We start from the raw sequence: 13,722 nt of genomic DNA on the forward strand, positions 1-13,722 counted from the left end.
TGTTACTTTTCTGCACCAAAATGTACTTATTAATAAAAGGTACATTATTTCATCGGAGGCGCTTCGCAAGCGTGGCGCAAGGTTTTTTTCCATCGAGCAACACCATCTATCCCGTAGCTCTGGGTAAAAATGCGTAATCGCGTCAAGAGCGCTACGCAGAGACTGGCACGAAAGCTGCCTTTATAAAATGTACATTTTATGAATATGTACGTTTTATGAGGTTTCCCTGATGTCAGACGCCACTTCACTGGCCGAGGATTTCGCCAGCGGTCGCAGCGACCCGGTGCAAGTCCTTGAGCAGGCACTCGATCAAGCGAGCCGCTCGACCAGCGTATTTATTTCCCTGACCGCCGAGCGCGCCCGCCGTGAAGCCGAAGCGTCCGCCGCCCGTTGGCGTGCCGGCCAGCCCTTGAGCGTGTTCGACGGCGTACCCCTGGCCTGGAAAGACCTGTTCGATGTGGCCGGCAGCATCACCACCGCGGGCGCCGCCTACCGCCGTACTGCGCCCGCCGCGTTGCTCGACGCCCCCAGCGTGGGCCTGTTGTGCCGTGCCGGGATGGTCAGCGTCGGCAAGACCAACCTCAGCGAACTGGCCTATTCCGGGTTGGGCCTGAACCCGCATTTCGGCACGCCGCACAATCCCCATGGCACGGACCATGCGCGCATTCCCGGGGGCTCGTCGTCCGGGTCGGCGGTGGCGGTCGCGGCCGGTATCGTGCCGATCGCCATGGGCACCGACACCGCCGGTTCCATCCGCATTCCGGCGGCGCTCAACGGATTGGTGGGGTACCGCAGCAGCAGCCGACGCTACAGCCGCGACGGTGTGTTTCCCTTGGCCCACTCCCTCGACAGCCTCGGTCCGTTGACGCGCAGCGTGCGCGATGCCTTGGCCATCGACGACCTGCTCCATGGCCGTACCCAGCAGCACAGTGCCCGCCGCCTGAAAGGGCAGCGTTTTGTGTTGGAACAGGGCGTGCTGGCCGACGTGGAGCCTGCCGTGCGCAACAACCTGCTGCGCGCCGTTGAGCGACTGAAGGCGGAAGGCGCGCTGATTGAAGAGCGTGAAAGCCCCCCGTTCCAGGCCACCCTGGACCTCATCAAGCACCAAGGCTGGCTCGGCGCGTTCGAAGCCTTCGCCCTGCACCAGGCCCTGCTCGACAGCACTGATGCCGAGCAACTCGACCCCCGTGTGCGCCGCCGCCTTGAAGCCGCGCGCGGATTGCCGGCCAGCCAACTGATCCACCTGACCGAGGCGCGCCGCCGCCTGCAACAGCAACTGCTCGACGACCTCGACGGCGCGATCCTGATCACCCCCACCGTCGCCCATGTCGCCCCGGCGTTGGCACCGCTTGAAGCCGACGACGAACTGTTCGTCAAAACCAACCTCGCCACCCTGCGCCTGACCATGCCCGGCAGCTTTCTCGACATGCCAGGCGTCAGCTTACCCAGTGGCCGTGATGCCCAGGGCCTGCCCACCGGGCTGCTGCTCAGCGCCCCGACAGGAGAAGACGCGCGGCTGTTGCGCGCGGCCTTATCCGTCGAATCCGTACTCAACATTTAAGGAGACACACCATGGCTAAAGACATCCTCTGTGCATTTGGCGTCGACGTCGACGCCGTCGCCGGCTGGCTCGGTTCCTATGGCGGCGAAGACTCGCCCGACGACATCTCCCGCGGCCTGTTCGCTGGTGAAATCGGTGCGCCGCGCCTGCTCAAACTGTTCGAACGCTACGGCCTGCGCACCACCTGGTTTATCCCCGGCCACTCGATGGAAACCTTCCCCGAGCAGATGAAGGCCGTGGCCGACGCCGGTCACGAAATCGGCGTGCATGGCTACAGCCACGAAAACCCGATTGCGATGACCGCCGAGCAGGAAGAAATCGTCCTCGACAAGTCCATCGAACTGATCACCCAAGTCACCGGCAAGCGTCCCACCGGCTACGTCGCGCCGTGGTGGGAATTCAGCAAGGTCACCAACGAGCTGCTGCTGAAGAAAGGCATCAAGTACGACCACAGCCTGATGCACAACGACTTCCACCCCTACTACGTGCGCAAGGGCGACAGCTGGACCAAGATCGACTACAGCCAGCACCCCGACACCTGGATGAAACCCCTGGTGCGCGGTGAAGAAACCGACCTGGTGGAGATCCCGGCCAACTGGTACCTCGACGACCTGCCGCCGATGATGTTCATCAAGAAAGCCCCCAACAGCCACGGTTTCGTCAACCCGCGTCACCTCGAAGAAATGTGGCGCGACCAGTTCGACTGGGTCTACCGCGAGCACGAACACGCGGTGTTCACCATGACCATCCACCCCGACGTGTCCGGCCGCCCGCAAGTGCTGCTGATGCTCGAGCGCTTGATCGAACACATCCAGAGCCATGCCGGCGTGCGCTTCGTCACCTTCGACGAAATCGCCGACGACTTTATCCGCCGCCAACCGCGTACCTGATCCCAACCCAAGCAGCCCCCACCTCCCGAGGCGCGATTATGTCCATCTACAACAAGCTTGACCTGACTGGCTGGAAACCCCGGCAACTGACGTCCCAGGAAGTGCGCTTCGCCACCTGGATCGCGTTTTTCGCCTGGGTGTTTGCGGTGTATGACTTCATCCTGTTCGGCACCTTGCTGCCGGAGATCGGCCGGCACTTTGGCTGGGGTGAAGTGGAGCAAGCTGAAATCGCGACCTGGGTGGCGGTGGGTACCGCCGTCGTCGCCTTGGCCATCGGGCCGATCGTCGACAAGCTGGGGCGGCGCAAAGGGATTATTTTCACCGTGGCCGGTTCCGCACTGTGCTCGGCGCTGACCGCCATTGGCGGGGCGTGGGGCAAGTCGCCGCTGATTCTGATCCGTTCGCTGGGCGGCCTGGGGTATGCCGAGGAGACCGTCAACGCCACCTATTTGACCGAGCTGTATGGCGCCTCGGAAGACCCACGACTGACCAAGCGTCGCGGCTTCATCTACAGCCTAGTGCAGGGCGGCTGGCCGGTCGGTGCGTTGATCGCCGCCGGTTTGACCGCGCTGTTGCTGCCGATCATCGGCTGGCAGGGTTGCTTCATCTTCGCCGCGATCCCCGCGGTGGTGATCGCGATCATGGCGCGCAAGCTCAAGGAGAGCCCGCAGTTCCAGATCCACCAGCGCATCAGCCAACTGCGTAAAAGCGGTGCGGTGACCGAAGCGCAAAACGTTGCCGTGACCTACGGCGTGGACTACGACGAACACAGCAAGGCCGGTCTCAAGGCGGCCTTCCGTGGCCCGGCCCGTCGCGCCACGCTGGTGATCGGCGCTGCGCTGCTGCTCAACTGGGCAGCGATCCAGGTGTTCAGCGTGCTCGGCACTTCGGTGATCGTCAGCGTGCACCACATCTCGTTCGAGAACTCGCTGATCATCCTCGTGCTGTCGAACCTGGTGGGTTACTGCGGCTACCTCAGCCACGGCTGGATGGGCGACAAGATCGGCCGTCGTAACGTCATCGGCCTGGGTTGGATGCTCGGCGGCCTGGCGTTTGCCGGCATGCTGTTTGGTCCGAGCAATATGCCGATGGTGGTCGGGCTGTACAGCCTGGGCCTGTTCTTCCTGATCGGGCCGTACTCGGCGGCGCTGTTCTTTATCAGTGAAAGCTTCCCCACCAGCATCCGCGCCACCGGCGGCGCGATCATCCATGCCATGGGCCCGATTGGTGCCGTGGTCGCAGGCTTTGGTGCGACCCAGGTGTTGTCCGCCGGCAGTGACTGGCAGACCGCCGCGCTGTGGTTCGGCGCGCTGCCGTGCTTCTTGTCCGGCGCGCTGATGTTTGCCGCCCGCCATGTGCGTCCGGAAACCGTTCAGTAAGGAGAATGTGATGAGCCGTAAAGTTGCGCTGATTACCGGTGCCGCCAGTGGCATTGGCCAAGCCCTCGCCGTGGCCTATGCACGCAGCGGCGTGGCGGTGGTGGGCGGGTATTACCCGGCCGATCCCCACGACCCGAGCACCACCGTGTCGCAGGTGGAGGAGGCGAGGGGCGAGTGCCTGATGTTACCGCTGGACGTGGGCGATACCGCCTCGGTGGACGCCCTCGCCGAACAGGCGGTACAGCATTTCGGCCGGCTGGATTACGCGGTGGCCAACGCCGGTTTGCTGCGCCGTGCGCCGCTGCTGGAAATGACCGATGAGCGATGGAACGAGATGCTCAATGTCGACCTCACGGGGGTGATGCGCACCTTCCGCGCGGCGACGCGGCATATGAACGAAGGCGGCGCGCTGGTGGCGATCTCTTCGATTGCCGGCGGCGTGTATGGCTGGCAGGAACACAGCCATTACGCCGCAGCCAAGGCTGGTGTGCCGGGGTTGTGCCGCTCGCTGGCGGTGGAGTTGGCGCCCCTGGGCATTCGCTGCAATGCGGTGATCCCGGGGTTGATCGAAACACCGCAATCGCTGGATGCGAAGAACTCCCTCGGCCCGGAAGGCCTGGCCAAGGCCGCGCGGGCGATTCCGCTGGGGCGGGTAGGGCGCGCAGATGAGGTGGCGTCGCTGGTGCAGTTCTTGACCAGTGAGGCGTCGAGTTATTTGACCGGGCAGAGCATCGTCATCGACGGCGGCCTCACCGTGCGCTGGCCTGACTGACTGATGTACTTGATCCAAATGTGGGAGGGGGCAAGCCCCCTCCCACATTGGAAGTGGAATTTTTCAGGAGTTTTTGCATGAACCAACTGACCAACCGCCGCGCCGTGATCACCGGTGCCGGCAGCGGCATCGGTGCCGCCATCGCCCGCGCCTACGCCGTTGAAGGCGCGCGTCTGCTATTGGCCGACCGCAACGCCGCCAGCCTCGCCGAAACCGCAATCACCTGCCGCAACCTCGGCGCCGAAGTGGTCGAGTGCGTGGCCGATGTCGGCACGGTCGAAGGTGCCCAGGCCAGTGTCGACCGTTGCGTCGAACACTTCGGCGGCATCGATATCCTGGTCAACAATGCCGGGATGCTTACCCAGGCGCGTTGCGTCGACCTGTCCATCGAGATGTGGAACGACATGCTGCGCGTCGACCTCACCAGCGTGTTCGTCGCCAGCCAGCGCGCCTTGCCGCATATGCTCGCCCAGCGTTGGGGACGGATCATCAACGTGGCGTCGCAACTGGGCATCAAGGGCGGCGCCGAACTGACCCACTACGCGGCCGCCAAGGCCGGGGTGATCGGCTTTACCAAATCCCTGGCGTTGGAAGTGGCCAAGGACAACGTGCTGGTCAACGCCATCGCCCCCGGCCCGATCGAGACGCCGTTAGTGGGCGGTATCAGTGACGATTGGAAGCGCGCCAAGGCCAAGGAGCTGCCCTTGGGGCGCTTCGGCCTGGCGGACGAAGTGGCGCCCACCGCTGTGCTGCTGGCCAGTGAGCCGGGTGGCAACCTGTTCGTCGGCCAGACCCTGGGCCCGAACTCCGGCGATGTCATGCCATGAGTGAGGTGTAGCCATGTGCGGACTCTGCGGATTGCTCGGCGAAGACCTGCACTGGAGCGACCCCCTGGGCGATGAACTGCCCCGGCGCCGCGAACGCCTGCGCCGTATCGCTGCGATCAACCAGGTGCTGGCGGTGTTCCGACTCAAGGTCGAAGACTTCCAGGGCGCCTCCTATCTGCTGTTGGGCGCCACCGGCAAACAGGCACTGGCAAGCGGGCTGGATCAACTCTGGCAGGCAGCTGAAACCATGCTCGGCCGGCCGCTGGATCCCCTTGACCCGCGTCTACTTGACCACCTGGAAAACACCCCATTGTAGGGCCGGAGGTAAATATGAGCATTGCTCTAAATGTGATCACCGGCTTTCTCGGCAGCGGCAAAACCACCTTGCTCCAGCGCCTGCTGCAAGGTGAAAGCCTGGGTGACACGGCACTGCTGATCAACGAATTCGGCGACATCGGCATCGATCATCTGCTGGTGGAAGAAGTCGCGCCTAATACCGTGCTGTTGCCCAGCGGCTGCATCTGCTGCTCCATCCGTGGCGAGCTCAAGGACGCGTTGCTCGGTCTGTTGCAACGCCGCGAGCGTGGCGAAATTCCTGCGTTCAAACGGGTGATCCTCGAGACCACCGGCCTGGCCGACCCGGCCCCGATCCTTGCCACCTTGAACAACGACGTGCAACTGCGCGGGCGTTTTCATATCGGCCTGGTGGTGACGCTGGTCGACGCCAGCCACGCCGCGTTGCAAGAACGCCTGCACCCGGAATGGCTGGCCCAGGTCGCGGCGGCAGACCGTTTGCTGCTGAGCAAGACTGATCTTGTGGATGACTGCGAACCGCTGCGTGCGCACCTGCAGGCGCTCAACGCCGGTACGCCGATCCTCGATACCCACGCCATCCACAGCGGCGACCAACTGTTGCTCGGTGAAGGCCTGCGCAGTGCCGAACCCGCCATGGAAGTCAGCCGCTGGCAATTGCATCAGACCACCAGCGCCAGCCATGGGGAAGCCCAAGTGTGCAGTATGACCTTCGACCAGCCGCTGGACTGGGTCGGCTTCGGGGTGTGGTTGTCGATGCTGTTAAGATGCCACGGCGAACGAATCCTTCGCGTCAAAGGACTGCTCAACGTGAACGCCAGTAACGCCCCCATCGTCATTCATGGCGTGCAGCATTGCCTGCATGCTCCGGTCCATCTGCCTGCGTGGCCAGGCACCGACCGGCAATCGCGCCTGGTGTTTATCCTGCGTGGCCTCGACCCTGCGTTGCTGCAGCGTTCCTTTGAAGTGTTCTCACGGCGGTTCGCCGGATGATCACCTTACGGGTGCTCGGCACCTCGGTCACTTTGCTCGAATGCCTGCGGGTGCGCGCCGAACAGGAACTGGGGATTCGCCTGGTGTACCAGGTGCACGACGTCGAACAGGCCCAGCGCATCGCGGTGATGCAGCCCGACAGTTATGACCTGTACGACCAATGGTTTCACAACGTCGACTTCGTGTGGCCGGCCCGGGCGATCCAGCCCATCGACACGCGGCGTATCGCGCTGTGGCACGAGATCAACGACCTGCCCAAGCGCGGTCGGCTGTCGCCCAGCGACCGCCTGGGCAGCGGCAGCGTACCCAGCGAGCGCCTATTCGTTCAGCACGACGGCGGCCTTGGCAGCACCGTCACCGAACGCATCAGCATGCTGCCCCTGACCCACAATGCCGACAGCTTCGCCTACCGCCCCGAGCGCCTGCCCGAGGGGTTTTGCCACGGTAACGAAAGCTGGGGCTGGCTGCTGGACCCGGCCTGGCGCGCCCGCACGGCGCTGCAGAGCGATGCCGCCATCGGCGCCCTGGATGCTGCGCTGGCCGTGCAGGGCGCGGGGCTGGCGCGCTTTAACGACATCGGCAATATGAGCATCGAAGAGATCGACGTGCTCGCCGATATTCTGGTGCGCAAGCAGAAGGAAGGACATTTCGCCGCGTTCTGGTCCGACGATGAAGAGGCGGCGCAACTGATGCTCAGCCCTAGCATCGATATTCAGAGCTTGTGGTCGCCGACCCTGATGCGCCTGCACCGCGCCGGGGTGAAATACCGCCTGGCGGTCCCCCGCGAAGGCTATCGCGCCTGGTTCGGCGGCTTGTCATTGTCGCGCCATGCCCAGGGCCCGGTGCTGGATGCGGCGTATGCGTACCTCAATTGGTGGTTGTCCGGCTGGCCGGGTGCGGTGATGGCGCGCCAGGGTTACTACATCGGCAATCCGGCGCGCAGCCGCGATCACCTCAGCAGTGCCGAGTGGGATTACTGGTACGCCGGCAAGCCTGCGCGGGAAGAGTTGCCCGGCAGCGATGGGTTGCCGTTGATCGATATCGGCGAGGTGCGCGATGGCGGCTCCTACGAGCAGCGCATGGGGCATATCGCGGTGTGGAACTCGGTCATGGATGAGCACAACTATCTGGTGCGGCGTTGGGGGGACTTCATGCGCGCTCGCGCTCTTTGATTGACCGGAATGGCCAACCGGTTGTCGCCAATAAAATGACAGTAAAATCCCCGGTTTTATTCGGTGCGCTTCTGCTTTGTCCCAGCTAATCTGCTAAAACAAAATTTACAATCTAAATAGATGTTTTTTTGACGGCGGGTCTGGGCGCAGGGACTGCACATGACTAAGGGACGCGGCGGCAGAGAGAGGCGAACGCTGCCGGAGGGCACTGCCATGACATGGCGCCATACCTTTCAAACCCGCATCGCCGGGGTGTTGGCGCTGTTGCTGCTGGTGGTGGTCGCCGCGACCTATTTCGCCGTCAAGAGCGCCACCCGCCGAGCCGTGGAGAATCAGGCACAAGTCCAACTGAAAACCGGAACCCAGGTATTCGAGCGTCTGCTGGACCTGCGCGGGCGGCGCCTGCGATACGGGCTCGACTGGCTCGCTGGCGATGGCCCGTTCAAGCAGGCCGTGGCCGCGGGCAAGCCTGCGCCGATCCTGGCGGCACTGCGTCGCCACGGCACCGGCATCCGTTCCAGCGAAGTGTTTGTGCTGGGCCTGGACGGCAAGGTCATGGTCAGCACGCTCCCCATCCTCACCCGCGGCCAGCGGTTCCCCTATGACGTCGCCTTGCGTCATGCGCGGCGCAATGGCCTGCAAATGTTGATCGTGGCCCTGGACGGGCGGCCTTACCTGCTGGTGCAGGATGAGGTGCGCGACCCGTTGCCCATCGCGCGCATCGTGATGGGCTTTGCCATGGACCAACTGTTCGCCTATGAACTGCGCTCCATGAGCAACCTGGAAGTGTCGTTCCTCAGTGTGCAGGACGGCACGCCCGGCCCGCTGTTCAGCACCCAGCCCGACGCGTACCAGGCCACTGCCCTCAGCCTGCTGCACGGCGCACCGCTCAACCCTGAGGCGCAGATCCATGTGTTTCACGGTCAGCGCGTGCTCAGCCGAGTGCTGGCGTTGGCCAACACTGGCGAGGGTGATGAAGTGCGTGTATTGCTTCAGAGCCCGCTGGACCATGCACTGGAATCCTTTGCGCCGCTGGACCGGCAGTTTCTCGGGATTGCCCTGGCGGTGCTGCTGGTGTCGTTGGCCGGCGCGCTGTTCCTGGCGCGGCGGGTCTCGCGCCCGCTCAATGCACTCGTGGAGGCGGCCGGGCGCATCGGGGCCGGTGATTACCGCACGCCGGTGCGGGTACGCAGCCACGATGAATTCGGTTTGCTGGCCCGCGCCTTCAATGCCATGCAAAGCGGCATCGCCGTGCGCGAACGGCAACTGGCCCATAACGCTTTGCATGACTCCCTCACCGGCCTGCCCAACCGTGCCCTGGCCATGGAGCGCCTGGGCAGTGCGATCAGTGCGCGGCGGCCGGTGGTGTTGCTGTACCTGGGGATCGAGAACTACCGCGTTATCAACGAGGGCTTCGGTCCCGAGGGTGTGGATGAAATGCTGCGCGAAGCCAGCCGCTGCCTGTCCATGAGCCTGCTGGCCAGCGACACGGCGGCGCGCATCACCGGCAGCGAGTTTTTGCTGTTGCTGGAAAACACCGAGGTCGACCGTGCCGTGGCCCGCGCCGACCGCCTCTACGCGCTGCTTACCGAACCCCAGCGCATCGGCAATGACGAAGTGCGCCACGAAGTCAGCATCGGTATCGCCGCTTACCCCGCCGATGGTCAGCACGTTGAAGAACTGATCAGCCGCGCCGCCATCGCCCGCCATGATGCGGCGACGCTGCCGGGCTATCTGCAGATATACCAACAGGACCGCGACCTCGCCCACCAGCGCCAGATCACCCTGATCCGCGACCTGCGCCGGGCCGTCGTCGAAGGCGAGTTGTACCTGTGCTACCAGCCCAAGCTCGACCTCAAGCACGGCGACGTGTGCCAGGCCGAAGCCTTGCTGCGCTGGCAGCATCCCACCCTGGGGCTGGTGTCGCCCGCCGAATTCATCCCCCTGGCCGAGCGCACCGGCAGCATGGGCGGGCTGACCCAGTGGGTGATCGAAGAAGCCATCCGCCAGATCGGTGAGTGGTCGCAGCGCGGCATGCACATTCAGTTGTCGGTGAATATCTCGGTGGATGACTTGGTCGATGACGACCTGGCGATCCGTGTCACCACCCTGCTGATGCAGTACGGCGTGGCGGCCAAGCAGCTGATTTTCGAGATCACCGAAAGCGCGATCATGCACAACCCGCAACAAGCCTTGAGCGTGCTGGAGCAACTGCGCGGGTGTGGCATCAGCCTGTCGGTGGATGACTTCGGCACCGGCTATTCGTCGCTGGCGCAACTGCAGCGCCTGCCGGTGCAGGAGTTGAAGATCGACCAGTCCTTCGTGCGCAACCTCGACAGCACCAGCGGTGACGGCGTGATCGTGCGTTCGACCATCGAAATGAGCCACAACCTGGGGCTCAAGGTGGTGGCCGAAGGCGTGGAATTCGAGCCCAGCCTCAAGCTGCTCAAGCTTTGGAACTGCGACACTGCCCAGGGCTACCTGATCAGCCGGCCGCTCAATGCCATGGCGTTCGAGATGTGGATGCGGCGTGAACGGACACCGCTCTAACGACGGGTGCCGTCCATCGCCCCTCCCGGATTTTGATCTTCATTGGTTATGAAAAAGGCGGCTACCTGTGAGGGTAGCCGCCTTTGTTTTGCCGCCGATAACGCTTAATCCGGCAGTTTAAACGCCATCACGTAGTCACCCTGTTTGGTCCCCAGGGAACCATGACCACCCGCCACGACCAGCACGTACTGCTTGCCGTCCTTGCCGGTGTAGGTCATCGGTGTGGTTTGCGCGCCGGCCGGCAGGCGGCCTTCCCACAGTTGCTTGCCGTTTTTCACGTCGTAGGCACGCAGGTACTGGTCGAGGGTACCGCTGAGGAACGACACGCCACCGGCGGTGGTGAAGGTGCCGCCCAGGCTCGGTACGCCCATGGTCAGGGGAACCGGGACCGGCGAGCTGTCACGCACGGTGCCGTTCTTGTGCATCCAGATGGTCTGGTGGGTGGTCAGGTCGACCGCGGCCACGTAACCCCATGCCGGTGCCTGGCACGGCAGGCCCAGGGGCGACAGCAGGGCTTCGAGGATCACGCCGTACGGCGCGCCTTTGTTCGGCTGCACGCCTTCGGTTTCGCTGACGCGTGGGCCTTGCTTGGCGATATCGGCCGCCGGAATCAGCTTGGATTTGAACGCCATGTAGCTCGGGTTCACGAAGGCGATCTGGCGTACCGGGTCGACGGAAATGCCACCCCAGTCGAACACGCCGAAGTTACCTGGGTAAACGATCGAACCTTGCAGCGAAGGCGGGGTGAAAGCACCGTCGTAGCGCATGGATTTGAAATCGATACGGCACAGCATCTGGTCGAACGGCGTCACGCCCCACATGTCACGCTCTTTGAGCGGCGGTGGCATGAAGTTCAGTTCGGACTTCGGTTGGGTCGGGGAAGTACGGTCACCCGCGACTGCACCTTGCGGCACGGCCACTTCGTGGATCGGCACGACCGGCTGGCCGGTGGCGCGGTCCAGTACGTAGATGCTGCCTTGCTTGGTCGACGCCATCACCGCCTGCTTCACGCCGGCTTCGGTCTTGATGTCGATCAGCGACGGCTGGCCGCCAACGTCCATGTCCCACAGGTCATGGTGAGTGAACTGGAAGGTCCACTTCACGTGGCCGCTGTCGATGTCCAAAGCGGTGAGGCCCGCTGCGTACTTCTCGGAATCGTCGGTACGGTCGCCGCCGTATTGGTCAGGCATCTGGTTGCCCATCGGCAGGTAGAGCATGCCGAGTTTTTCATCCACGGCGAACATGGACCACATGTTCGGCGAGTTGCGGGTGTAGGTCTTGCCCTCGGCCAACGGGGTGGTGTCGTCCGGGTTGCCGCTGTCCCAGTTCCACACCAGCTTGCCGGTGTGTACGTCGAACGCGCGGATCACGCCGCTGGGCTCGTCGGTGGAGACGTTATCGGTGACGTGGCCACCAATCACCACCAGGTTTTTGGTCACGGCCGGTGGCGAAGTGGAGTAGTAACCGCCGGGGGCGAAGCTGCCGATATTGGCACGCAGGTCGACCTGGCCTTTGTCACCGAAGTCTTCGCACATCTTGCCGGTGTCGGCGTTCAGGGCGATCAGGCGGGTGTCGGCGGTCGGTACGAAGATGCGTTTCGGGCAGGCGTTCGGCGCGGCAGCCGGGCTGGCGCTGCCGGTCGGGCTCTGCTCGGAAGCGTAGGCGGCGTCATCGTGATACGACACGCCACGGCAGGTCATGTGTGCCCAACCCTTGAAGTTCTCGGCGCCCTGGCTGCTGATCTTCGGATCGAAGCGCCAGATTTCCTTGCCGGTGTCCGGGTCCAGCGCGATCACCTGGCTGTGCGGCGTGCACACGTAGAGCATGCCGTTGACTTTCAGCGGGGTGTTTTCTGCGGTGGTTTCACCCGGATCGTTCGGGCCTGGGATGTCGCCGGTGCGATAGGTCCACGCCGGTACCAGCTTGTGCGCGTTTTCCGGGGTGATCTGCGCCAATGGCGAGTAGCGATCACCGTAGGCCGAGCGGCCATAGGAATTCCAATCGCCATCCGCCTGGGACGGTGCGGCGCTGGCCATGCCCGGTACCGCGTCGCGGTCCAGTTGGCCGGTCTTGACCATTTCACCGGGGGTGGTGAATTGGCTGGCAAGGGCAGTAGCACCGGCCAGCACCACGGCCACGCTCAGCGCTCCAGTGCCCAGCGGGGCAGGTTGGCCACGCAGCAATGGACGGCGAAACCACGGGAGCAGCATGACGATGCCCAGGGCGAACAGCAGCGCCAGGCGCGGCACCAACTGCCACCAATCCAGGCCGACTTCCCACAGGGCCCACACGGTGCTGGCGAACAGCACCAGCGCGTACAGGCCCAGCGCGGCGCGGCGGGTGGCCAGCAGCAACAGGCCGGTCAGGGTGATGCCGATACCGGCCAGCAGGTAATACAGCGACCCGCCGAGCAGGCTCAGCTTGATACCACCGGCCAGCAGGGCCAGCCCCATGATCAGCAGCAAGACGCCTAGCAGCCTTGGGAGCAGGCGGCTTGGACTTGAAGCACCGTCAGTGCTCATAGTTGTGTTTCTCCGTTACGTTGGAATTATGTATCCCCGTGTTTCTTCACTGTAGATGACGATTCGGCACGGGCTTGGTTCAGCGTTAATTACGTTTTTCTGGGGATATCAGCGTTATCCACAGGCGGGCGATTTATTCCCAGGCGCAGATCGGTGTAAGACAGCGCTGTCTTGACGGGTAGGAATAATCAGCAAAATGGGGTCGACCGGGGGAGTGAAACGTTTCAGGTTATTGCCGACAAGGATAAAGCGCCGGCGCACCAAGAGAAAGCACGAATCGCAAGATGCATCATTTCCGATTTGGTAACAGTGACAGATCGTCGCTGCCAAATAGGGGGGGAGGGGGAACTTCAGGGTTTTTTAGACGGTGGGGGCGGACGGTGATAAGGGTTGAGACGGGTGGTTACAACCTAACATCTGTCTTTCGCCGAAAGCGGGAACTTTTTTACCTGTAAGGGTGGAGTGATAAGGTGTGCACCTTCGTGAGTACTTTTTCATAGGCCCGGCATGACCGCGACAAGCAACGACCCCCTCCACGGCGTGACCCTGCAACACGTCCTCACCACCCTGGTGGAACATTACGAATGGGAAGGCCTTGCCGAACGCATTGATGTGCGCTGCTTCAAGAGTGACCCGAGTATCAAGTCCAGCCTGACCTTCCTGCGCAAGACGCCTTGGGCGCGGGAGAAGGTCGAAGGCTTGTACGTCAAGCTGATGCGCACCAAACGCCCGCTGGATTGATCC

Annotated in this window: 11 protein-coding genes; 10 read left to right on the forward strand and 1 reads right to left on the reverse strand. The window is 63.3% G+C overall.

Going from position 1 to position 13,722, the window contains the following annotated elements; genetic code table 11:
- Positions 1 to 229: 229 nt before the first annotated feature.
- From HCF10_RS01990 to HCF10_RS02030, 9 genes are all read left to right on the forward strand, one after another.
- Positions 230 to 1,561 (forward strand): amidase, encoded by a 1,332-nt coding sequence (locus tag HCF10_RS01990; protein WP_167654783.1) that lies wholly within the window; start codon positions 230 to 232, stop codon positions 1,559 to 1,561.
- A gap of 11 nt (positions 1,562 to 1,572) precedes the next feature.
- Positions 1,573 to 2,451 (forward strand): polysaccharide deacetylase family protein, encoded by an 879-nt coding sequence (locus HCF10_RS01995; protein ID WP_003234086.1) that lies wholly within the window; start codon positions 1,573 to 1,575, stop codon positions 2,449 to 2,451.
- 38 nt (positions 2,452 to 2,489) lie between these two features.
- Entirely contained in the window at positions 2,490 to 3,830 is a 1,341-nt protein-coding gene (locus tag HCF10_RS02000) for an MFS transporter (RefSeq protein ID WP_065948897.1), read from the forward strand.
- 10 nt (positions 3,831 to 3,840) lie between these two features.
- Complete coding sequence (locus HCF10_RS02005; RefSeq protein ID WP_167654784.1) at positions 3,841 to 4,602, forward strand: SDR family NAD(P)-dependent oxidoreductase; 762 nt, start codon at positions 3,841 to 3,843, stop codon at positions 4,600 to 4,602.
- A 77-nt stretch (positions 4,603 to 4,679) separates the two neighbouring features.
- Positions 4,680 to 5,429 carry an SDR family NAD(P)-dependent oxidoreductase gene (locus HCF10_RS02010; RefSeq protein WP_167654785.1) on the forward strand — a complete coding sequence of 250 codons (750 nt, stop codon included), beginning with the start codon at positions 4,680 to 4,682 and terminating at the stop codon, positions 5,427 to 5,429.
- 13 nt (positions 5,430 to 5,442) lie between these two features.
- Complete coding sequence (locus HCF10_RS02015; protein ID WP_065938646.1) at positions 5,443 to 5,745, forward strand: hypothetical protein; 303 nt, start codon at positions 5,443 to 5,445, stop codon at positions 5,743 to 5,745.
- A gap of 14 nt (positions 5,746 to 5,759) precedes the next feature.
- On the forward strand, positions 5,760 to 6,734 hold the full coding sequence (locus HCF10_RS02020) for a CobW family GTP-binding protein (RefSeq protein ID WP_167654786.1): 975 nt from the start codon (positions 5,760 to 5,762) through the stop codon (positions 6,732 to 6,734).
- The gene (locus HCF10_RS02025) at positions 6,731 to 7,906 is read left to right on the forward strand and encodes an ABC transporter substrate-binding protein (RefSeq protein WP_167654787.1); all 1,176 of its coding nucleotides are present in this window, start codon (positions 6,731 to 6,733) and stop codon (positions 7,904 to 7,906) included. The genes HCF10_RS02020 and HCF10_RS02025 overlap by 4 nt, the downstream gene beginning before the upstream one ends.
- Before the next feature lie 213 nt (positions 7,907 to 8,119).
- Positions 8,120 to 10,456, forward strand: coding sequence for a putative bifunctional diguanylate cyclase/phosphodiesterase (locus HCF10_RS02030; RefSeq protein WP_167654788.1), 2,337 nt, complete (start codon positions 8,120 to 8,122; stop codon positions 10,454 to 10,456).
- Between the two features lie 104 nt (positions 10,457 to 10,560).
- Here HCF10_RS02030 and HCF10_RS02035 read toward each other — a convergent pair whose 3' ends face one another.
- On the reverse strand, positions 10,561 to 12,978 hold the full coding sequence (locus HCF10_RS02035) for a glucose/quinate/shikimate family membrane-bound PQQ-dependent dehydrogenase (RefSeq protein ID WP_167654789.1): 2,418 nt from the start codon (positions 12,976 to 12,978) through the stop codon (positions 10,561 to 10,563).
- Positions 12,979 to 13,485: 507 nt separating this feature from the next.
- Between HCF10_RS02035 and HCF10_RS02040 the strand changes: the two genes are divergently transcribed.
- Entirely contained in the window at positions 13,486 to 13,719 is a 234-nt protein-coding gene (locus tag HCF10_RS02040) for a VF530 family DNA-binding protein (protein ID WP_016977534.1), read from the forward strand.
- Positions 13,720 to 13,722: the final 3 nt, after the last annotated feature.

This window comes from Pseudomonas sp. B14(2022), from assembly GCF_012030485.1.
Classification (GTDB): Bacteria; Pseudomonadota; Gammaproteobacteria; order Pseudomonadales; family Pseudomonadaceae; genus Aquipseudomonas.